A 19,267-nucleotide genomic window follows, 5' to 3' on the forward strand; every position below is an offset into this window, starting at 1 on the left:
CGGCAGACCCGGTCGAGGCGAACGTGTGGGTGGAGCCCGTTGCCCGGGGGGCGCTCCCCGCGCCGGCGGAGCCGGTGGCCGAGTCGTCGCCTGCGGCGCGCCCGGCCGCGCCCGCCCAGCCGGCCGTGCCGCCTGCGCGGAGCGCCGAGGCGGGCGATGACGCCGAGCCCGTGGCCGAGGTGCCGCTGAAAGCCGCGCTCGAGGCGGTGCTGATGGTCGTGGACGAGCCCACCACCGCCGCGCGGCTCGCGGAGGTGCTGGAGCGGCCCAAGAAGGTCGTGGCCGCCGCGCTCGCCGAGCTCGCGGAGGAGTACGACGCCCAGCAGCGCGGATTCGAGCTGCGGTTCGTCGCCGGGGGGTGGCGGTTCTACACCCGTGCCGTGTGTGCGCCCGTCGTGGACCGGTTCGTGCTGGACGGCCAGCAGGCCCGCCTCACCCAGGCCGCGCTGGAGACGCTGGCCGTCATCGCCTACCGCCAGCCGGTGTCGCGCTCGCGGGTCTCCGCCGTCCGTGGTGTGAACTGTGACGGCGTGATGCGTACCCTGGTACAGAGAGGTCTGGTCGAGGAGTCCGGCACGGAGCCGGAGACGGGGGCTTACCTGTACCGGACCACTCAGTACTTCCTGGAACGGATGGGGCTGCGCGGCCTGGACGAGCTGCCGGAGCTGGCCCCGTTCCTCCCCGAGGCCGACGACGTTGAGGCGGACTCGCAGGAGGGGTCTGCGATCGCCGACGCGGTCGCGGCAGCAGATTGACAGTGGCAGGCAGCAGTTCGACAGGCAGCCGCCTGACAGACGACGGACGACGAACAGACCGGGCAGCGGGTTTTTGATGCGTAGCGGTAACAGCAGGAACAGCAGCGGCGGCGGCGCCCGCAAGGGCGGCCAGGGCGGCGGCTACGGCCAGGGCTCGGGCCAGGGCGGAGCCCGCGGCGGTCAGCAGGGTGCCCGCCGCGGGGGCGGCAGCGGTGGTGGCAAGGGCACGCCGCGCCCGGAGCAGCGCCGCTACGACCGTCCGGAGTTCGGCGGTGGCCCGGACGCGCAACCCCAGCCCTGGAAGCGCGGCTCCGGCTCCGGCTCCGGCCAGGGCGGCGGCCCGCGCAAGACCGCGCCCTCGCGTCCGCGTGAGCTGCAGGCGCGCGTCGAGGACGCCGTCCGCGCGCGTCACGACCGGCCGTCCAAGCCGACCGCGCAGAGCGAGCTCGAGGGCGAGCGCCTGCAGAAGGTGCTGGCCCGTGCGGGCATGGGCAGCCGTCGCGCCTGCGAGGAGCTGATCGAGCAGGGCCGGGTCATGGTCAACGGCGAGGTCGTGCGCGAGCAGGGCAAGCGCGTGGACGCCGCCCACGACAAGATCGAGGTCGACGGCCTGACCGTGGCCACCCAGTCGTACCTGTTCTTCGCGCTCAACAAGCCGGCCGGCGTCGTGGCGACCATGGAGGACCCGGACGGCCGCCAGTGCCTGGGCGACTACGTGAACAACCGCGAGACGCGGCTGTTCCACGTCGGCCGCCTGGACACCGAGACCGAGGGCATCATCCTGCTCACCAACCACGGCGAGCTGGCCCACCGCCTCACCCACCCCAAGTACGGCGTGCAGAAGACCTACCTCGCCGCCATCCAGGGCCCGATCCCGCGTGACCTGGGCAAGCAGCTGAAGAACGGCATCGAGCTGGAGGACGGCTGGGCGCGCGCGGACGACTTCAAGGTCATCCAGAACGTCGGCAAGAACTACCTGGTCGAGGTCACCCTGCACGAGGGCCGCAAGCACATCGTGCGCCGCATGCTGTCCGAGGCCGGCTTCCCGGTGGAGAAGCTGGTGCGCACCCAGTTCGGCCCGATCGCGCTCGGCGACCAGAAGTCCGGCTGGCTGCGCCGGCTGACCAACCCGGAGGTCGGTCAGCTGATGAAGTCCGTGGGGCTCTGATCGGATGACCCAGGCGGTGTCCGGACGCGGTCGGCTCACGCCCGAACGCGAGGCGGAGCTGTACGACCGCGTCATCGAGCTGGTGCGGGAGCACGGCTACGACTCACTGACGATGGACGCGGTCGCCGCCCGCGCCCACGTCAGCAAGGCGACGCTGTACCGGCAGTGGCAGGGCAAGCCGCAGCTGGTCGCCTCGGCGATGCGGCACACCAAGCCGCTGCCGTACGAGGGGGTCGACACCGGCACCCTGCCCGGGGACCTGTACGCCCTCGCGGACGTGGGGACGCGCCTGGAGGAGGACACGGTCTTCATGACCGCGGTCGCCCACGCCGTGCAGTCCAACCCGGACCTGGGCGAGGCGCTGCGCGAGATGATGATCGATCCGATGCGCCGGGTGCTGCAGCAGGTGCTGGACCGGGCCGTGGACCGCGGCGAGCTGCGTGCGGGCGCGGCGGCGGGAGAGTTCCTCGCCCACGCGCTCTTCGGCGCGCTGCCCGCCCGCAAGATCCTCGACGACACCTTCGCCGATCCCGCCTACATGAAGCGCTACATCGACGCGGTCGTCCTGCCCGCCCTGCTGAACAGCTGAGACGGCACTCACATACGCCCATCGAAACGAAGTCGTTTCGATGGGCGTATGCTTTTGCCCAGAGCGAGTACGAAACCGTTTCGTTTAACGGAGGAACCCATGTCGCAGACAGAGCTGAGGCGCCAGCGCCTCGACGCGGGGCCGGCCGCGCCGGCGCCCGGCGGCCGCCGCTGGTGGGCGCTGGCCGTCATCGGGCTCGCGCAGCTGATGGTGGTGCTCGACGGCACCATCGTGAACATCGCCCTGCCCTCGGCCCAGCAGGACCTGGGCTTCTCCAACGCCGACCGGCAGTGGGTGGTCACCGCCTACGCGCTGGCCTTCGGCTCGCTGCTGCTGCTCGGCGGACGCCTCGCCGACCTGTTCGGGCGCAAGGCCGTCTTCCTCGTCGGTGTCGGCGGCTTCGCCGCGGCCTCCGCGCTCGCCGGAGCCGCCGGGGACTTCTCCGTGCTGGTCACCGGCCGCGCCCTGCAGGGCCTGTTCGGCGCACTGCTCGCGCCCGCCGCGCTGTCCATCCTCAACACGACCTTCACCGACGCCAAGGAGCGCGCCAAGGCCTTCGGCATCTACGGCGCCATCGCCGGCGCCGGCGGCGGCATCGGCCTGCTGCTCGGCGGACTGCTGACGGAGCACCTGAACTGGCGCTGGACGCTCTTCGTCAACCTCTTCTTCGCCGCCCTCGCGCTCGCCGGCGGCGTCGCCTTCCTGCGCAACGGCGCCCGCACCGCCCGGCCCAGGCTGGACCTGCCCGGCACCGTCCTGGTCTCGGCCGGCCTGTTCGGCCTGGTCTACGGCTTCTCCAACGCCGACACCCACAGCTGGGGCTCGCCGCAGACCTGGGGCTTCCTGGTCGCGGGCGCGCTGCTGCTGGCCGTCTTCACCTGGTGGCAGACCCGCGCCCAGCACCCGCTGCTGCCGCTGCGCGTGCTGCTCGACCGCAACCGCGGCGCGTCCTTCCTCGCCTCCGGCATCACCAGCGCGGGCATGTTCGGCGTCTTCCTCTTCCTGACCTACTACCTGCAGGAGACGCTGCACTACAGCCCGGTCCAGACCGGCCTCGGCTTCCTGCCGATGATCGGCGCGCTGATGGTCTCCGCGCAGCTCGCCACGCTCGTGCTGCTGCCGCGCATCGGCCCCAAGCCGCTCGTCCCGTTCGGCATGGCGCTCGCCGCGATCGCCATGGTCTGGTTCACCAACCTCGGCCTGCACAGCTCCTACGCCGCCGCCGTGCTGCCGCCACTGCTGATCATGGGCTTCGGTCTGGGTCTGATCATGCCGACCGCGATGAGCCTGGCCACCGACCGGATCGAGGAGCAGGACGCCGGCGTCGCCTCGGCCGCCGTCAACACCACCCAGCAGATCGGCGGCTCGATCGGCACCGCCCTGCTGAACACCCTCGCCGCCAGCGCCGGCACCAGCTACATGGCCGGCCGGGCGCCGACCCCGGTGAACCTGGCCGACGCCCAGCTGCACAGCTACGCCACCGCCTACTGGTGGTCGGCCGGCTTCTTCGTCGCCGGCCTGGTGCTCTCCGCGGTCCTCTACCGCCGCGGGAGGATCGTCCAGGACGCGAACGCGCCCGTCGCGGTCCACATGTGACGGTGCTCCACGTGGGGTTCGACGGGCGCGTCGGCTCAAAGGCGCGCTAGCTCAGGCGGCTGCCTCAGGCGGCCGCCTGCTGCGCCTGCTGGACCAGCAGGTGGGCCGCCTTGACCAGGCGGTCCGCGGTGCGGTCGTCGATCCGGTGGTGGCCGGTGGCCGCACCGTTCAGGACGCCCGCGATCTGGGCGGCGAGCGCGTCGCGCTCGGTGCCGAGCGCGGTCAGCGTGGCCTCGTCGGCCAGGTAGGTGGCGTCACCCGTCGAGGCGGAGGAGACACCCGCGTTGGACAGCTGCAGCGTCGCCGCCGCGAAGGCGCCCACGCCCGCGTCCAGCTGCTTGTAGGCGGCGGCCAGCTGCGCGTACTGGTGCTCGCTCCCGCGCAGCGTGCCGTGCAGGGCCTTGTCGTCCAGGAAGCCGGTCAGCACCACGCCGTCGCCGCGGTAGTCGCTGCGCAGGCCGGTCAGCGCCAGCAGCGTCGGCCGGATGTCGGTGTGGTCGGACCAGACCTTGTCCGTGATGCCCAGGTGCTTCACGCCCGGACCGGCCAGGCCGAGCCAGGTGGTGTTGATGTCCGACGAGAAGTCGCCGTGGTTCCAGGCGTAGGCCGGGCCCAGCGCCACACAGGCCGAGTTGCAGTTCGCCGCGGCGCCGTAGACGTAGTAGTTCGGGTCGGCGAACGAGGTGAACGTCGGGGTGCGGGCCGCGTCGCCGGTGACCATGTGGAGCAGCTTCATCTCCGTCTGGTCGGCCAGGTACTTGTTGACCGTGTCGGTCTTGCCGGTGATCGGGTTGACCGCCGTGACCTTGGCCCAGGCCTGCTCCAGGGAGCGGGTCTTCGGGTCGGTCTGCGCCGGGTTGCCGGTGACGTAGAAGTTCGGCGCCGAGTCGGAGTGCAGCTTGAACGGCGTGGTCACGCCCTGCTGGGTCGCCAGCAGGCCGTTCGCGTTCGCGTTGATCTCACCGACCTGGGCGTAGGTGCACGGCACGGTGACGCCGTCGCAGTTCGCCGGGGTCGGCGCGCCGCCGACGAAGTGGTCGTTCTCGTCGGAGGTCACCACGAAGTCGGTGTTCCTGGTGGTGATGCCGTCCTTGGCGAGCCGGGAGAAGAAGGCCCCGAAGGCGTTGTCGTAGGTCTTCAGCTGCGCCACGTACCCGGCCTCACCCGGACCGAACGCGCCGTAGGGGGCCGCGTGGCGGTCGTGCGCGTCGGAGATGTAGGCGAAGGTGACCGGCACGCCGGACTCCTGCATCTGCGCGACGTAGCCGAGGGAGTTGGCGGCGCTCATGCCGTCGAAGCCGGGGAAGCCCGGGTTGCCCTTGCCGTCGGTGATCGGCGTGCCGTCGGTCGAGTCGACGACGCCGCTGGTGGAGATCGCCGGGTCCACCGCCTTGGCGCCGAACAGCGCCTGGTAACCGTTGTAGCCGCCCGGCTCGTCCGGCAGCAGGTCGGGGGAGGCGTTCGCGCCCGCGCCCTTGCACAGCGCCGAGCTCTTCGCGCAGTGCAGGCCGATGCCGACGTAGTCGGTCGTCGCCTTGCCCGGGTCGGCCTTGGCCTCCGCCGCCTGCGGGGAGGTGGCACCGAAGACCTTGTTGATGTCGACGGTGGTGTTCTCCAGCACGGTGTTCGCGACCGAGACCGCGCCGTAGTCGCAGCCGGCGCGGGTGTAGGAGACCCACGGCGCCGGGGTGTTCTTGCCCTGCGGCGTCACCATCGTGTAGCTGGAGTCGCTCGGGGTGGGCACCGAGGAGTCGGCCACACCGTCGGTCCAGTAGGCGAAGCTCGCCGCGCTGTTGGTGCTGCCGTCCGGGTTGAAGTACCGGTACGAGTTGGCGATCGCCTGCCCGTGCCGGTCGCCGTACAGACCGGTCAGCGACGTGAGGATGTCGTTGCCGGTGTGGGCGATCAGCGGCGTGTGGTGGTTGGTGTCCACCACGCCGTTGGACGTCAGGAAGTTCAGCAGATGGGGCATCTGCTCCAGGTCCGACGGCACGTTCGGGTTGTCCCGGGTGAAGTGCACGTTGTCGAACTGCAGGTAGATGACGTGCTTCAGGCCGGGATTGTTCGCGTCCAGCCGACAGCCCGCCGCGTGCTTCTGCGCGGCCGGCTGCGTCGCCGCCGTCGCGGGAAGCGCCGCGGCGCCTCCGATGCCCAGCCCGGCGGCCACCGCCAGGGCCACAACCTTGCTCGTGCGCATCCTGCTCCCTCGTAATGGTCTCGTGTCCATGACGCGCGTAGAACGTGACGCATCACACTGGCACGGGAGCAGAGGGAACGAAAGAGGGCCGACAGGTACACCACATGTCCCGCACATGAATTGACGGGAAATCAGCTTCCTGCTCCGCTGCCCTTCCCGCTGTCCTCCGCGCAGTCAGCTCCAGACGGCGAGCGTGGCCCAGCGGCCCTCGGTGTCGCGGCGCGCCTCCAGCATGCCGACCACCGCCGCCCGGTTCACCGGCCCGTAGACGTGCGGATGCATCCCGCCGTCCCGTGCCTGCTCCCAGCGGACCGGCGCGTCCAACAGGCCCTCCTCCACCAGCAGCACCATCAACGGCCCGCGCGCACCCGCGAACCGGGCGTTCGCCACCGCCAGGGCCTGCTCCTCGTCGGCGGAGCAGTGGATGAAGCCCTCCAACGCCAGCGACGCCGTGGCGTAAGGGCGGTCCGGGTGTTCCAGCCAGGCGTCGAGCGGCGTCAGATGGAAGAGCATGTCCTGTTTGTACCCCAGGACGGGCCCGCGCAGTAGTGCGTCGGCCCCCCGCGTCGACTCCCCAGGCGACTCCCGCCTCGACTCCCTGCACCGGCCGTCCCGACGTGATGGACTGAACGCCATGGCACACGATGCGAGTCTCCCCTCCGCCGACCGGATCGCCCGCGCGCAGACCGCCGCCCGCGCCGCCGGCCTCGACGCGCTGCTGGTCACCCCCGGCGCCGACCTGCGCTATCTCACCGGCTACGAGGCGCTCCCGCTGGAACGCCTCACCTGCCTGGCCGTCCCGACCGAGGGAGAGCCGTTCCTCGTCGTCCCGCTGCTGGAGAAGCCCGCCGCCGAGGCCTCGCCCGTCGGCGCGCTGGACCTGGAGATCGTCCCCTGGCGTGAGACCGAGGACCCCTACGCCCTCCTCGCCTCCCGTCTCCCGCGCGGCCTGGCCCGCGTCGGCCTGGACAACCACATGTACGCCGAGAAGGTCCTCGCCTTCCACACGGCCCTCCCCGGCGCCGAGCAGGCCCTCGCCGGCGGCGTCCTCGGCGCGCTGCGGATGCGCAAGACCGCCGACGAGGTCGCCGCACTGCTGGAGGCCGCCGAGGCCATCGACAAGGTCCACTCCGCGATGGAGGAGTGGCTCCGCCCCGGCCGCACCGAGGCCGAGGTCGGCCGCGACATCGCCGACGCGATCATCGCCTCCGGCCACGCCCGCGTCGACTTCGTCATCGTCGCCTCCGGCCCCAACGGCGCGAGCCCCCACGCGGAGGTCTCCGACCGCGTCATCCAGGCGGGCGACCCGGTCGTCGTCGACATCGGCGGCACGATGCCCTCCGGCTACTGCTCCGACTCCACCCGCAACTACTGCGTCGGCCGCCCGCCCGCCCGCTACGAGGCCCTCTACGAGGTCCTGCTCCACGCCCAGAAGGAGCAGTGCGACGCGGTGGCGCCCGGCATCACCGCCGAGCAGCTGGACGCCGTGGGCCGGGACCTCATCGCGAAGGCGGGCTACGGGGAGTACTTCATCCACCGCACCGGCCACGGCATCGGCCTGGAGACCCATGAGGAGCCCTACATCGTCTCCGGCTCGGCCCGTCCGCTGGAGCCCGGCATGGCCTTCTCGATCGAGCCCGGCATCTACCTTCCCGGCGAGTTCGGCGCCCGCATCGAGGACATCGCCGTCTGCACCGAGACCGGCGGCGAGCGCCTCAACCTGACCAGTCGCGAGCTGCGGATCCTCGCCGGCTGAGCTTGCAGCCCCCCAGGGGCGCGAGGCTCTGACACGTGCGGCTCCGCCGCGTGGGCGCGACGAGCCACCCTGGGCCTTGAGACCCCGAGCGGACAGGGCCATCCCCCTCATGGGGGCACCCCGGGGCCGAAGGCTGGGGGGAGGGTTTCTCGCGCCCGCGCGGCGGAGCCGCAAGTCAGCAGTTCCCCGCGCCCCTGGACAGTGCATCTTGCCCATCGGACACAGGTTTCCGCTGCGTGTCCGTCCCGTTACCGTGGCGATCGTCGGCAACGCCGACCGGATCGGACTGCGCCCCGACCCGGTCGGCCGTTCGGCCACCGCGCCGCCCGCGGGCGGGATCAGCCAGAATGTCCATCGCAGGCCCACCGCAACCCGAGGACGTACCCCGCATGCGCACCGCCGTCGTGATCGGCACCGGACTGATCGGCACCTCCGCCGCCCTCGCCCTGAGCGCGCGCGGGATGACCGTCCACCTGCGCGACGCGGACCCCGACGCGGCCCGCACCGCCGCCTCCCTCGGCGCCGGCACCACCGAGCCGCCGACCGGCCAGGTCGACCTTGCGGTCATCGCCGTGCCGCCCGCGCTCGTCGGGCGGGTGCTGGCCGAGGTGCAGGCCGAGGGCCTGGCCCGCGCCTACACCGACGTGGCCAGCGTCAAGGACGGGCCCCGGCAGGACGTGCTCGCGCTCGGCTGCGACACCTCCACCTACGTCGGCAGCCACCCCATGGCCGGCGCCGAGCGCAGCGGCCCGCTGGCCGCCCGCGCCGACCTCTTCGAGGGCCGCACCTGGGTGCTCGCCCCGCTGCCGAACACCTCCACCGACACCCTCAACACCGCCCTCGAACTCGTCGCCCTCTGCGGTGCCGTCCCGGTGCTGATGGACGCCGCCGCGCACGACCGCGCCGTCGCGCTCGTCTCGCACACCCCGCAGGTCGTCGCCTCGCTGATCGCCGCGCGGCTGGAGCACGCCGCCGAGAACGCCGTGCGCCTGGCCGGGCCCGGCATCCGCGACACCACCCGGATCGCCGGTTCGAACCCGGCGATGTGGGTGGACATCCTCAGCGCCAACGCGGGCGCCGTCGCCGACACCCTGGAGGAGCTCGCCGCCGACCTCGGCGGAGCCGTCGCCGGGCTGCGCGCCCTGCAGGCCGCCGACGAGGAGAAGCGCGGCGAGGGCGCCGTCGCCGTCGAGGACGTGCTGCGCCGCGGCAACGCCGGCCGCGCCCGCATCCCCGGCAAGCACGGCGCGCCGCCCACCCGCTACGAGGAGCTGGTCGTCCTCATCGGCGACCAGCCGGGCGAGCTCGCCCGGCTCTTCGCCGACGCCGGCCGCGCCGGGGTCAACATCGAGGACGTCACCATCGAGCACTCCACCGGCCAGCAGGCCGGTCTGGTCAAGCTCAGCGTCGCCCCGACCGCCATAGCCACCCTCGCCGCCGCCCTGCGCGACCAGGGCTGGCACATGCGCTGACCGCGCGCCGGAGCCGCACGTCGGCACGGGTGCAGCGGGCCGGAGGCCGGAAGCGGCCGGACGGGTGGTCGCGGACGGTAACCTTGACGTGGACCCCTGCCCCCGCGTTCCGAAGGAAGCCGCCCCGTGGACAACTCCTCTGCCCCGGTCGTCGTCGTGCTCGACGGCCCCGCCGGCACCGGAAAGTCGACCGTCTCGCGGGAGATCGCCGCCCGTCTGGGCCTGAGCTTCCTGGACACCGGCGCCATGTACCGGGCGGTCACCTACTGGATGCTGGCCAACGAGGTCGACGTCGACGACGTCGACGCGGTGGCGCTCGCCTCCGACAAGCCCGCCGTCGTCTCCGGCACCGACGCCGACGGCCCGACCATCACCGTCGACGGCGTCGACGTCTCCGGGCCCATCCGTGAGCAGGCCGTCACCGCGGCCGTCAGCGCCGTCAGCGCCGTGCCCGAGGTGCGGACCCGCATGGTCGAGCTCCAGCGCGCCTCCGCGCTCGCCGCGCCGCGCGGCATCGTCGCCGAGGGCCGCGACATGGGCACCGTCGTCTTCCCGCGGGCCGACCTGAAGGTCTTCCTCACCGCCTCCGCCGAGACCCGGGCCGCCCGCCGCGCCGCGCAGCTCGGGATCACCGACGCCGGCGAGATAACGGCCATCCTGGTGGACATCAACCGCCGCGACGCCGCCGACTCCGGGCGTGCCACCGCGCCGCTGCGCAAGGCCGACGACGCCGTCGAGGTCGACACCAGCGAGATGAGCCCCGAGCAGGTCGTCACGCACATCATCGGGCTGGTGCGCGACCGCGCCGCCGCCCGGCTGGGCTGAGCGTCACCGACGCCGCCCTCCCACGCCACAAGACAGCCGAAGACGAGAGTTGGCACCGCGCACATGAGTAACGAGAACGCCGGGCACGTGGCCGGGCACGGTGAGCTGGACGCCGCCGAGTACGCCGAGTTCATGCAGCTCGCCGCCGAGGAGGGCTTCGACCTCGACGAGGTCGGCAGCCTGGACGACGACCACCTGCCGATGCCCGTGCTCGCCGTCGTCGGTCGCCCGAACGTCGGCAAGTCCACCCTGGTCAACCGCATCATCGGCCGCCGTGAGGCGGTCGTCGAGGACCGTCCCGGCGTCACCCGCGACCGCGTCAGCTATGACGCGAACTGGAACGGGCGCCGGTTCAAGGTCGTCGACACCGGCGGCTGGGAGATCGACGCGCTGGGCCTGGAGGGCCTGGTCGCCCAGCAGGCCGAGCAGGGCATCGAGGCCGCCGACGCGGTCCTGTTCGTCGTCGACGCCGTCGTCGGCGCGACCGACACCGACGACGCCCTGGTCAAGCTGATCCGCCGCTCCGGCAAGCCCGTGGTGCTGTGCGCCAACAAGGTCGACGGCCCCTCCGCCGAGGCTGACGCCGCCGCGCTGTGGAACCTCGGCCTGGGCGAGCCCTACCCCGTCTCCGCCCTCCACGGCCGCGGCTCCGGCGACATGCTCGACGCCGTCCTGGAGGCGCTGCCGGAGGCCCCGAAGCAGGAGTTCGGCACGCTGACCGTGGGCGGCCCGCGCCGCGTCGCGCTGATCGGCCGTCCGAACGTCGGCAAGTCCAGCCTGCTGAACAAGGTCGCCGGCGAGGACCGGGTGGTCGTCAACGAGCTGGCCGGCACCACCCGTGACCCGGTCGACGAGATGATCACGCTCGGCGGCAAGACCTGGAAGTTCATCGACACCGCCGGCATCCGCCGCCGCGTCCACCAGACCGCGGGCGCCGACTTCTACGCCTCGCTGCGCACCGCCGCCGCGCTGGAGAAGGCGGAGGTCGCCGTCGTCCTGGTCGACGCGAGTGAGACCCTCGCCGAGCAGGACACCCGCATCATCTCCATGGCCGTCGAGGCCGGCCGCGCCGTCGTCATCGCCTACAACAAGTGGGACAAGATGGAGGACGAGCGCCGGTACTACCTCGAGCGCGAGATCGAGCAGGACCTGGTCCAGGTCCAGTGGGCCCCGCGGGTCAACGTCTCCGCCCGCACCGGCCGCCACATGGAGAAGCTGGTCCCCGCGATCGAGGCCGCGCTCGAGGGCTGGGAGACCCGCGTCCCCACCGCTCGCCTCAACGCCTTCCTCGGCGAGCTCGTCGCCGCCCACCCGCACCCCGTGCGCGGCGGCAAGCAGCCCCGCATCCTCTTCGGCACCCAGGCCGGCACGAAGCCCCCGCGCTTCGTGCTGTTCGCCTCGGGCTTCATCGAGGCCGGCTACCGCCGCTTCATCGAGCGCCGCCTGCGCGAGGAGTTCGGCTTCGTCGGCACCCCGATCTCCATCTCGGTGCGGGTGCGCGAGAAGCGCTCGAAGAAGAAGTAACCCTCGAAGTCACGCGGACCCGGGCGGCAGCGAGAGACGGCTGCGGTGCCGCCCGGGGCTCTGCGGCGTGTGGGGCGCCGCGAAATCGGCGAAGTAGGGGAGCCGGAAGTTCTCCTCCCCGGTGCGGTCCCCGGGCAACGACCGGAAGAGCCGCCGGAACTCCGCGTACAGCGCGTCGTAGATCGGCGTGTCCCGTTCGGCGCTGCGTTCGAACGCCGGGCGCATGGCCGGAATCGCACTGGTCGCCGGCCAGGCGAGGCGGGGAGTGGTGGGGGTGTGGTACGTCTCGAAGGCTTGCACGCCATGGCCAACGAGACATCAGCCTTCAAGATGCGGGTTGTTGCACTATCAGGGGCGCGGGGAACTGCGCGACAAGCCACCGACATGGGGATGGTCCTCAACGCGCAGGGCAATCCGCACAGGGTGGTTTCTCGCGCAGTTCCCCGCGCCCCTGAGGTGGTGCAGCTATTTCACCGTCGTCAGGTGCCGGCCAGCGGCAGGGTCGCGCCCATCAGCAATCCCTTGCGCGCCGCGCCGTCCAGCGCGTGCCGCAGCAGGTCCTCCCGTGGCTGGCGGCCCACGCTGCCGTGCGGTGCGGCGTACATGATGACCTCGGCCTGCTGCGAGGCGGCACTGCGCCACGCGTCCGTCACCTGCAGCGGCGCATGCGCCTGCCACCAGGCGTTCGTGCCGCCGCCGGGGGCCGGCTGCAGGACGGCGTGGAGCTGGCCCATCGCCATCAGCACCGACCAGCCGCGCAGCTGAGCAGGCGGCTGCTCGACCTCCGGCACCAGCTGGAAGCCGTGCTCGAGCAGCAGCTCGACGAAGGTGTCCTCACCGACCGACGTGCCCGGCCGGCCGACCGGCCCCGTCGGCTCGACGACGAGCGCGGCACGCGGCACGCCCTGACACAGCACCAGGCCGCAGGTGACGCCGAGGACGGCAGGGGCGACCTGTCCACCGGCCGGGCTCGGCACCGTCTCCGGCACGTGCAGCTCGGGGGCGGGCGCGACGGGCGCCGGCACCCCCGGCGTCATCGAGGCGCTGATGTTGCGGACGGCGCCCTGCAACTGCTCCTCGGAGACCTCGACCACCTGGGAGGGGATGCACCGGGCGTGGGCGAACGCCAGCACCGCCGTCTCCTCGCCGACGAACAGCACCGTCGCCGTGGGCTCCTGCGTCACATCGCCGGGTGCGCGGCAGGATGTGCAGTCGTAGCGGTCCGGTGCGGTGCCGCCGCCCAGCAGGCGGTCGGCCTCGTCGTCACCGATCTCGGCACGGACCTCGTCGCTGACGTCGATCATGCGCTGCACGAATGACTCCTCGAATCGCGGGGGCCGGAGCGCGACTGCCCGGCCGTGATGACAAACGCACGGATGTGGTCGGGGTCACGGTTCGGGCGCTCCGAGCACGGGAAAGAGGGGCGATCCGGTCACGCACGAGCATCCGGGGGTGACCCTCTGTCTACCGTGTGGGGCACCTCACGCGGGCTCAGAGGCCGCTTTCTGTGACCCAGGTCACGAAACCGGACCGTTGACGCTTCGACAAAAGTCCCAATTCGGACATCCGATGCGGATTTCCAAGATTTTTACTTCCGGTAACCGCCGCCTGAGCTGCGAGTTCGTCCGGAGGTTTGAGTCCGGACCCAGGCTTTCCTACGGTCGTTGACGTCGGTGCAACGAGCACCACCCGGGTTCGCCCCGTCAGAGCACAGCCCTGCAGCGCACCGTCGCGCCGCACGAGGCAGTGCCCGCCGCCGCACAGGACAGGTCGGCGGCGAGTGACAAGGCGAGGGCGCGGACGCGCAGAGCGCGAAAGCAGCCCACTCGGGATTGTCGAAAGGCTTTTCATGAAGTTCCGCGTTCGTACCGCTGCCATCACCGCCACCCTCATCGCGGCCCCGGTCGCCGGTCTGCTCACCGCGACCAGCGCCTCCGCCGCGTCGGTCTCCACCTGGGACGCGGTCGCGCAGTGCGAGTCGGGCGGCAACTGGTCCATCAACACCGGCAACGGCTACTACGGCGGTCTGCAGTTCGACGCCAGCACCTGGGCGGCCTACGGCGGCACCCAGTACGCGTCCACCGCCGACCAGGCCACCCAGGGCCAGCAGATCTCCATCGCCGAGAAGGTCCTGGCCAACCAGGGCCCGGGCGCCTGGCCCGTCTGCGGCCCGCAGGCCGGTCTGAGCCAGGGTGGTGCGGCGGCCTCCGTCGACACCTCCTCCTCGAACTCCTCCAACTCCTCCTCGTCGAGCAGCTCCTCGGCCTCGCAGGACACCTCCGGCTCCAGCCAGCAGAGCGCCCCGGCGCAGCAGAGCGCCCCGGCCCAGGCTCCGGCCCAGGCCCCGGCCCCGGCCCAGCAGAGTGCTCCGGCGCAGAGCTCCGGCTCCTCCGCCTCGGGCAGCTACACCGTCCAGTCGGGTGACACCCTGAGCGCCATCGCGGCCGCCCACGGCACCAACTGGCAGTCCCTGTACGCCGCCAACAAGGCCGTCATCGGTGGCGACGCGAACCTGATCCTCCCGGGCCAGGTCCTGAACCTCGGCTGAGGCAGCACGCTCTCGGCTGTGTGACGACAGCAGCGCGACCCACCGTCCCCGTCCGGCGGTGGGTCGCGCTGTCGTGCGTTCGAGTGAGTTCACGGCGTGGCGATTGATATGACAATCGGACTGCGCTCTGGGCCGACGTAGCGTCAGCTGCCATGGGCACAGCTCTCATGGGCGCCGCTTCCAAGGGCACGGCCCGAAGGCGACTCCTCGTCGGCGGGACCGCCACCGCAGCCGCCGCACTGCTGTGCGCGCTGCCGATGGTCTCCGACACCGCGTCCGCGCAGGTCCCGACGTCCGTCTGGGACCAACTGGCCATGTGCGAGAGCAGCGGCCGCTGGCACATCGACACCGGAAACGGCTTCTACGGCGGCCTGCAGATCTCCCTGGAGACCTGGCGCGAGGCCGGCGGAACCCGCTACGCCCCCCGCCCCGACCTGGCCGCCAAGGCCGAGCAGATCGCGGTGGCGGAGGTCATCCTCGCCTGGCAGGGCTGGGACGCCTGGCCCGGCTGCTCCCGCGACCTCGGCCTCCACGGCCGGCCCCCCGTCGGCGTCACCCACAGCCCCAGCCCCGCACCAACCCCGAGGCCCACGCACAAGCCCACCCCGACGCCGACGCCCACCCCGAAGCCCACCCCCACGCCGCCGGTGACCGTGCCCGCCACGTACGTGGTGCGGCACGGGGACCACCTCGCCGCGATCGCGCGCCGGTTCCACCTCCCCGGCGGCTGGCAGGCGCTGTATGCGCGCAACCGCGCGCTCATCGGCCCGAACCCCGACAACCTCCTTGCCGGGACGGTGCTCAGGCTCCGCTGACCCGCTCCCGCGCGGCGACGAGGTCGCCGCGCCGCAGCTCGTAGGCCACGTCCCAGGCGGCCTCGGCCGGGATGCTCTGCTCGGCCAGCACGACCGTGCGGCCCGCCGCGACCAGCGCGGCGAGCGTCGCGTGCACGCGGGCGGTGACCTCCTCGGCGAGGCCGAGGGCGAACTCGTCGAGCAGCAGCAGGCGGGCCGGGGAGGTGAGCACGCGGGAGAGGGCGACCATGCGCTGCTCGCCGCCGGACAGCGTGCCGGCGGTGCGTGCCAGCAGCCGGGTCAGTTCGGGGAAGAGCGCGACGGAGGCGTCGACACCGCCGCCCAGAGGGCCGGGGACGGCGAGGTTCTCGGCGACGCTCAGGGAGGGGAAAACGGCCTGCTCGGCCGGGAGGAGCGCCACTCCGAGCCGCGAGCGCCGATACGTGTCGAGAGCGGTGATCTCGCGCGCGTGCGCCGCTCCGCCGTACCAGAGCACCTGCCCGGCCGTCAGCGGCACCACGCCCGCCATCGCGTGCAGGGCGCTGCTGCGCCCGCTGCCGTTCCGCCCGACCAGCACCGTCATCGCCCCGGCCGCGATCGGCAGGTCGACGCCGTGCAGGGCCTCCAGTGGCCCGTAACGCACCCGGGCGTCGCGCAGCTCGATCTCACGTGCCACGACGCACCCCGCTCGCCCCGCTCGCCCCGCTGACGCCGCCCCGGTACTGCGCGCGTCCGGCCCGCATCACGTGCACGCCGCTCGCCAGCTCGTCCACCAGCTCCCGGTCGTGCTCCACCAGCAGCAGCGCCAGGCCGCCGTCGGCCAACGACCGCAGCAGGTCCACCAGCAGGGCCGTCTCGCGCCGGTCCAGGCCCGCCGCCGGCTCGTCCAGCAGCAGCACCGTGGGCGCCATGGCCAGCGTCCGGCCCAGCTCGACCAGGCGCAGCGTGCCGGTCGGCAGGTCCGCCGCCGGGTGGTCGCGCAGTGCGGTCAGGCCCAGCAGGTGGAGCACCTCCTCCGTCCGCGCGGCCGGGGAGGACGTCGCCCGACCCGCCGTCGCCTGCTCCGCGCCGACCCGGATGTTGTCCGCCACGGTCAACCCGGGGAAGACCGCGAGCTGCTGGAAGGTGCGGGCCAGGCCCAGTCGGGCGCGGGCGTGCTCGGGCAGCCGGGTGATGTCCCGGCCGCCGAGCAGCACCTGTCCCGCGTCCGGACGTCCGGCGCCGCTCAGGCAGTCGAACAAGGTCGACTTCCCGGCGCCGTTGGGCCCCGTCAGCGCGGTGATCCGGCCCGGCGGCACGGCCAGCGTCACGCCGTCCACGGCGGTGACCCCGGCGAACCGTCGCGTCACGTTCCGGGCCGTCAGCCGCTCGCCCGCCAGGTGGGGGAGCGGGGCGCGCACCGTTTCGGAGGCCGGCGCGGTCGAGGGCGCGGGCAGTGGCACCCGTCCCGCCAGGCGCCGCCCCAGCGGCGTCAGCCGCGGCTCCTCCGAGCCCGAGGACGCTCGTGCCGCCGCGCCGTCCCGGCCTGGGCCGGCGGCCGCCCGCCGGGCCAGCCCGGCCAGCCCGCCGGGCGGCATCCGGCCCAGCAGCAGCGCCAGCGCCCCGACCACCGCCGTGGACAGCCCCGCCACCGTCCCGCTGTCCAGGCCCACCAGCAGCGCCGCCGCCAGCACCGCCCCGAGCGCGCTGTCGGCGCCGAAGACGACCACCGCCGCGAACCAGATCAGGCCCAGGATCGGGTCGAAGGCGTTCGGGTCGAAGGCCTGCCCGCCCAGCCCCAGCAGCCCCCCGCCGAGCGCGGCGAGGGCCGCGCCCACGACGAACGCCAGCAGTTTCAGTCGCGGCACGTCCACCCCGGCCGCCTCCGCGCCCGCCTCGTGGTCGCGCATCGCGCCCAGCGCCCGCCCGATCCGGCCCCGCCGCAGCGCCCGCACCAGCAGCAGCGCCGCCGCCAGCAGCGCCAGCTCCAGGCCGTAGAAGAACCGGTCCTGCCCGAGCAGCCCGGTGCGGTCCAGCACCACGCCGGTCGTCGCCGCGGGCTGCTGGAACACCAGCCGGCTGATCGCCGTGCCGACCGCGAACGTCGTCAGCGCCAGCGCCAGCCCGCGCCGCCGGATCGCCGGCCAGCCCACCAGCAGCCCGAGCGGTGCCGCCACCAGCACCGCCACCAGCAGTGCCAGCAACGGGGGGAACGGCGGCATCCCGAGCACCCCGCCGCCCGCCAGCAGCCCCGTGAAGAGTGCGCCGAGGCCCGCGTAACCGGCCTGCCCGAGGGAGACCTGCCCGCCGTAGCCGGTCACGACCACGATCGACAGCAGCACCAGCGCCAGGGCCGGCACCTGCAGCGCCGCCCGCAGGTCGTCCGGGCGGAACGCGAACGGCAGGAGCAGCAGGGCCGCGCCGCCGATCCGGGCCGCGAACGCTCGCGGCGAGGCCTCGGTCGCGGCCATGATCGGCGGCCCGGTCAGCACCGCCTGGTAGGTGCGGCGTTCCGCGCCGGCCCCGCCCGCGAAGCGCAACGGCAGCAGCAGCACGGCCGCCAGCAACGCCAGCACGAACAGGTTCGCCCCCACGGCCTGTAGCAGCGACTGCGCCCAGCCGCCCGGATGGAACTGCGTCAGCTCGCTCTGGAACACCCCGAGCGCGAGCGCCGCCACCACCGCCAGCCAGACGCTGCGCAGCCCCGCGATGACCGCGACCGCCATCGTCTCCATCACGAGCAGCGGCAGCCCGTACGGGTCCAGCCGCAGGCCCGGTGCGAGCACCGCGCCGGTCAGGCCGGCCGTGAACGCGCCGAACGCCCAGCCGACCGAGGACACCCGGTCCGCGTCCACCCCGGACAGCTCCGCGAGCCGCCGGTTGTCGACCACCGCCCGCACCTGCGTCCCGAACGGCGTCCACCGCCCCACCGCCGCGACGGCCGCGCCCAGCACCGCCACCACCGCCAGCACCGCCCACGGCGAGGACGGCAGCAGGCTCGGCGCGTCACCGAGCGGGGTCGGCCCCCACAGCAGGAACGCCGCGCCCACCAGCAGCACGAACACGCCAAGGGCGGCCACCAGGTTCTCGACCGGGCCGGCGCCGCGCCGCTGCAGCCGCCGGAACACGGCCGCGTCCAGCGCCCAGCCGATCGCGGGCGCGAAGACCAGCAGGCAGGCCGGGACGGCGAGGGCGCGCGGCCAGTCCCACACCACGATCGTCTGCCGCAGCGCATAGGCGGTGATCATGGCGATCGCGCCCTGGGCCAGGTTCAGCACGCCGGTGGCCCGGTAGCAGACCACCAGCCCGATCCCGGACAGCGCCGCCGCTGCCCCGACGGTCAGCCCGGCCTGCGCCAGATCGAGCGGCAGCGAGGACATTCAGGCCCCCGGCGCGGTGGGAGGCGGCGCAGCGGGCGAGCACAGCGGGCAGGGCCGCAGCCCCCGGTCCCGCGCGGCCGCCGGGGTGAGCGGGAGCGCGTCGCCGCGTCCCTCGACGAGCAGGCACCCGGGCCGGTGGTAGGTGCGTCCGTTCGGCAGGTAGCAGAGCCGCCCCGGTCCGGTGCCCTCCCCCTGGGTGTCGCCGCTGTCGCCGCCCGGGCCCGGCGCGTCGCCGGGCGCGGTCCGGCCCGCCTCCTCGACCAGCAGCTCGTAGAGCAGGCGCAGCTGGCGTCGCGTCTCCTCGTCCCCGGCGGCGCGCTCGCGCGCCTCCTCCTCGTCCGGCCGGGCCAGCAGCACCGCACCGGCCACGATCAGTGCCGCGCCCGGGATCGTCGCGGAGGCCAGGTAGGGCAGCTGCCGTTCGGCGTAGCGCTCCCCGGAGACGCCGTACCACCCGAGCACGCACAGCAGCGCCCCGGCCGCCCCCGCGAGCAGCCCCGCACGGCCGCGCAGCCCCGCAGGACCGCGCAGGCCGCGTCCCCCGAACCGCGGCAGCTTCATGGTCACCTCTCCCGAATGGTCACGTTCCCTCATCAATACCCGCCCGGGAGGGTTCCTGACGATCCCCGCGGCGCTAGCTTGGTGAGCCGGATCTGATGGTAAGTCAGATTTTCGACTCTCAGG

The 19,267-nt window shown here is 73.2% G+C and carries 17 protein-coding genes; 10 read left to right on the forward strand and 7 right to left on the reverse strand.

The window, feature by feature from the left end; all coding sequences use genetic code 11:
- Nucleotides 1–125 precede the first annotated feature (125 nt).
- The 4 genes from scpB to BMY61_RS41050 all read left to right on the forward strand — a co-directional run bounded on the left by scpB (nucleotide 126) and on the right by BMY61_RS41050 (nucleotide 4,108).
- Entirely contained in the window at nucleotides 126–755 is a 630-nt protein-coding gene (gene scpB / locus BMY61_RS41035) for an SMC-Scp complex subunit ScpB (RefSeq protein WP_042461228.1), read from the forward strand.
- Nucleotides 756–831: 76 nt separating this feature from the next.
- Complete coding sequence (locus BMY61_RS41040; RefSeq protein ID WP_042461177.1) at nucleotides 832–1,923, forward strand: pseudouridine synthase; 1,092 nt, start codon at nucleotides 832–834, stop codon at nucleotides 1,921–1,923.
- A gap of 4 nt (nucleotides 1,924–1,927) precedes the next feature.
- Nucleotides 1,928–2,512 carry a TetR/AcrR family transcriptional regulator gene (locus BMY61_RS41045; RefSeq protein ID WP_042461180.1) on the forward strand — a complete coding sequence of 195 codons (585 nt, stop codon included), beginning with the start codon at nucleotides 1,928–1,930 and terminating at the stop codon, nucleotides 2,510–2,512.
- Nucleotides 2,513–2,611: 99 nt separating this feature from the next.
- Nucleotides 2,612–4,108 carry a DHA2 family efflux MFS transporter permease subunit gene (locus tag BMY61_RS41050; RefSeq protein WP_042461184.1) on the forward strand — a complete coding sequence of 499 codons (1,497 nt, stop codon included), beginning with the start codon at nucleotides 2,612–2,614 and terminating at the stop codon, nucleotides 4,106–4,108.
- A 64-nt stretch (nucleotides 4,109–4,172) separates the two neighbouring features.
- Here the strand turns inward: BMY61_RS41050 and BMY61_RS41055 are convergent, their stop codons facing one another.
- On the reverse strand, nucleotides 4,173–6,305 hold the full coding sequence (locus tag BMY61_RS41055) for a hypothetical protein (RefSeq protein WP_201777660.1): 2,133 nt from the start codon (nucleotides 6,303–6,305) through the stop codon (nucleotides 4,173–4,175).
- Between the two features lie 174 nt (nucleotides 6,306–6,479).
- Nucleotides 6,480–6,818 carry a DUF952 domain-containing protein gene (locus BMY61_RS41060; RefSeq protein WP_042461187.1) on the reverse strand — a complete coding sequence of 113 codons (339 nt, stop codon included), beginning with the start codon at nucleotides 6,816–6,818 and terminating at the stop codon, nucleotides 6,480–6,482.
- Nucleotides 6,819–6,939: 121 nt separating this feature from the next.
- Here BMY61_RS41060 and BMY61_RS41065 point away from each other — a divergent pair, with 121 nt between their 5' ends.
- The 4 genes from BMY61_RS41065 (at nucleotide 6,940) to der (ending at nucleotide 11,882) form a co-directional block, all read left to right on the forward strand.
- Nucleotides 6,940–8,061 (forward strand): M24 family metallopeptidase, encoded by a 1,122-nt coding sequence (locus BMY61_RS41065; protein WP_042461192.1) that lies wholly within the window; start codon nucleotides 6,940–6,942, stop codon nucleotides 8,059–8,061.
- A gap of 389 nt (nucleotides 8,062–8,450) precedes the next feature.
- Nucleotides 8,451–9,533, forward strand: a complete 1,083-nt coding sequence (locus BMY61_RS41070) for a prephenate dehydrogenase (protein WP_042461196.1) — start codon at nucleotides 8,451–8,453, stop codon at nucleotides 9,531–9,533.
- A gap of 126 nt (nucleotides 9,534–9,659) precedes the next feature.
- On the forward strand, nucleotides 9,660–10,358 hold the full coding sequence (cmk, locus tag BMY61_RS41075) for a (d)CMP kinase (RefSeq protein ID WP_042461202.1): 699 nt from the start codon (nucleotides 9,660–9,662) through the stop codon (nucleotides 10,356–10,358).
- A 63-nt stretch (nucleotides 10,359–10,421) separates the two neighbouring features.
- Nucleotides 10,422–11,882: a ribosome biogenesis GTPase Der gene (gene der / locus BMY61_RS41080; protein ID WP_042461207.1), complete on the forward strand. Its 1,461-nt coding sequence runs from the start codon at nucleotides 10,422–10,424 to the stop codon at nucleotides 11,880–11,882.
- A 9-nt stretch (nucleotides 11,883–11,891) separates the two neighbouring features.
- Here the strand turns inward: der and BMY61_RS41085 are convergent, their stop codons facing one another.
- Nucleotides 11,892–12,182 carry a hypothetical protein gene (locus BMY61_RS41085; protein WP_042461211.1) on the reverse strand — a complete coding sequence of 97 codons (291 nt, stop codon included), beginning with the start codon at nucleotides 12,180–12,182 and terminating at the stop codon, nucleotides 11,892–11,894.
- 179 nt (nucleotides 12,183–12,361) lie between these two features.
- The gene (locus tag BMY61_RS41090) at nucleotides 12,362–13,195 is read right to left on the reverse strand and encodes a hypothetical protein (RefSeq protein WP_042461215.1); all 834 of its coding nucleotides are present in this window, start codon (nucleotides 13,193–13,195) and stop codon (nucleotides 12,362–12,364) included.
- Between the two features lie 536 nt (nucleotides 13,196–13,731).
- On the opposite strand from BMY61_RS41090, the gene BMY61_RS41095 reads away from it, so the two are divergent.
- A complete protein-coding gene (locus tag BMY61_RS41095; RefSeq protein WP_042461218.1) occupies nucleotides 13,732–14,430 on the forward strand; it encodes a LysM peptidoglycan-binding domain-containing protein in 699 nt (232 codons plus the stop codon).
- 152 nt (nucleotides 14,431–14,582) lie between these two features.
- Nucleotides 14,583–15,245: a LysM peptidoglycan-binding domain-containing protein gene (locus BMY61_RS41100; RefSeq protein ID WP_082015710.1), complete on the forward strand. Its 663-nt coding sequence runs from the start codon at nucleotides 14,583–14,585 to the stop codon at nucleotides 15,243–15,245.
- On the opposite strand, the gene BMY61_RS41105 is transcribed toward BMY61_RS41100, so the two are convergent.
- Genes BMY61_RS41105 through BMY61_RS41115 form a run of 3 tightly spaced genes read right to left on the reverse strand, consistent with a single transcriptional unit; the run spans nucleotide 15,232 to nucleotide 19,144 of the window.
- Entirely contained in the window at nucleotides 15,232–15,900 is a 669-nt protein-coding gene (locus tag BMY61_RS41105) for an ATP-binding cassette domain-containing protein (RefSeq protein ID WP_042461224.1), read from the reverse strand. The two genes, BMY61_RS41100 and BMY61_RS41105, sit on opposite strands and share 14 nt — an antisense overlap.
- A complete protein-coding gene (locus tag BMY61_RS41110) occupies nucleotides 15,890–18,583 on the reverse strand; it encodes an ABC transporter permease subunit (protein ID WP_075004264.1) in 2,694 nt (897 codons plus the stop codon). Before BMY61_RS41110 ends, BMY61_RS41105 begins: the two co-directional genes overlap by 11 nt.
- Complete coding sequence (locus tag BMY61_RS41115) at nucleotides 18,584–19,144, reverse strand: hypothetical protein (RefSeq protein WP_042460839.1); 561 nt, start codon at nucleotides 19,142–19,144, stop codon at nucleotides 18,584–18,586.
- Between the last annotated feature and the right edge of the window lie 123 nt (nucleotides 19,145–19,267).

Origin of the sequence: Streptacidiphilus jiangxiensis (assembly GCF_900109465.1) — a bacterium.
Lineage (GTDB): Bacteria > Actinomycetota > Actinomycetes > Streptomycetales > Streptomycetaceae > Streptacidiphilus > Streptacidiphilus jiangxiensis.

What these genes read in the sequence shown, in the direction of transcription:
- BMY61_RS41040 (WP_042461177.1), top strand. Translation starts at nt 832, where the DNA reads ATGCGTAGCGGTAACAGCAGGAACAGCAGCGGCGGCGGCGCCCGCAAG.
- BMY61_RS41045 (WP_042461180.1), top strand. Translation starts at nt 1,928, where the DNA reads ATGACCCAGGCGGTGTCCGGACGCGGTCGGCTCACGCCCGAACGCGAG.
- BMY61_RS41050 (WP_042461184.1), top strand. Translation starts at nt 2,612, where the DNA reads ATGTCGCAGACAGAGCTGAGGCGCCAGCGCCTCGACGCGGGGCCGGCC.
- BMY61_RS41055 (WP_201777660.1), bottom strand. Translation starts at nt 6,305, where the DNA reads ATGCGCACGAGCAAGGTTGTGGCCCTGGCGGTGGCCGCCGGGCTGGGC.
- BMY61_RS41060 (WP_042461187.1), bottom strand. Translation starts at nt 6,818, where the DNA reads ATGCTCTTCCATCTGACGCCGCTCGACGCCTGGCTGGAACACCCGGAC.
- BMY61_RS41065 (WP_042461192.1), top strand. Translation starts at nt 6,940, where the DNA reads ATGGCACACGATGCGAGTCTCCCCTCCGCCGACCGGATCGCCCGCGCG.
- BMY61_RS41070 (WP_042461196.1), top strand. Translation starts at nt 8,451, where the DNA reads ATGCGCACCGCCGTCGTGATCGGCACCGGACTGATCGGCACCTCCGCC.
- der (WP_042461207.1), top strand. Translation starts at nt 10,422, where the DNA reads ATGAGTAACGAGAACGCCGGGCACGTGGCCGGGCACGGTGAGCTGGAC.
- BMY61_RS41095 (WP_042461218.1), top strand. Translation starts at nt 13,732, where the DNA reads ATGAAGTTCCGCGTTCGTACCGCTGCCATCACCGCCACCCTCATCGCG.
- BMY61_RS41100 (WP_082015710.1), top strand. Translation starts at nt 14,583, where the DNA reads ATGGGCACAGCTCTCATGGGCGCCGCTTCCAAGGGCACGGCCCGAAGG.
- BMY61_RS41110 (WP_075004264.1), bottom strand. Translation starts at nt 18,583, where the DNA reads ATGTCCTCGCTGCCGCTCGATCTGGCGCAGGCCGGGCTGACCGTCGGG.
- BMY61_RS41115 (WP_042460839.1), bottom strand. Translation starts at nt 19,144, where the DNA reads ATGAAGCTGCCGCGGTTCGGGGGACGCGGCCTGCGCGGTCCTGCGGGG.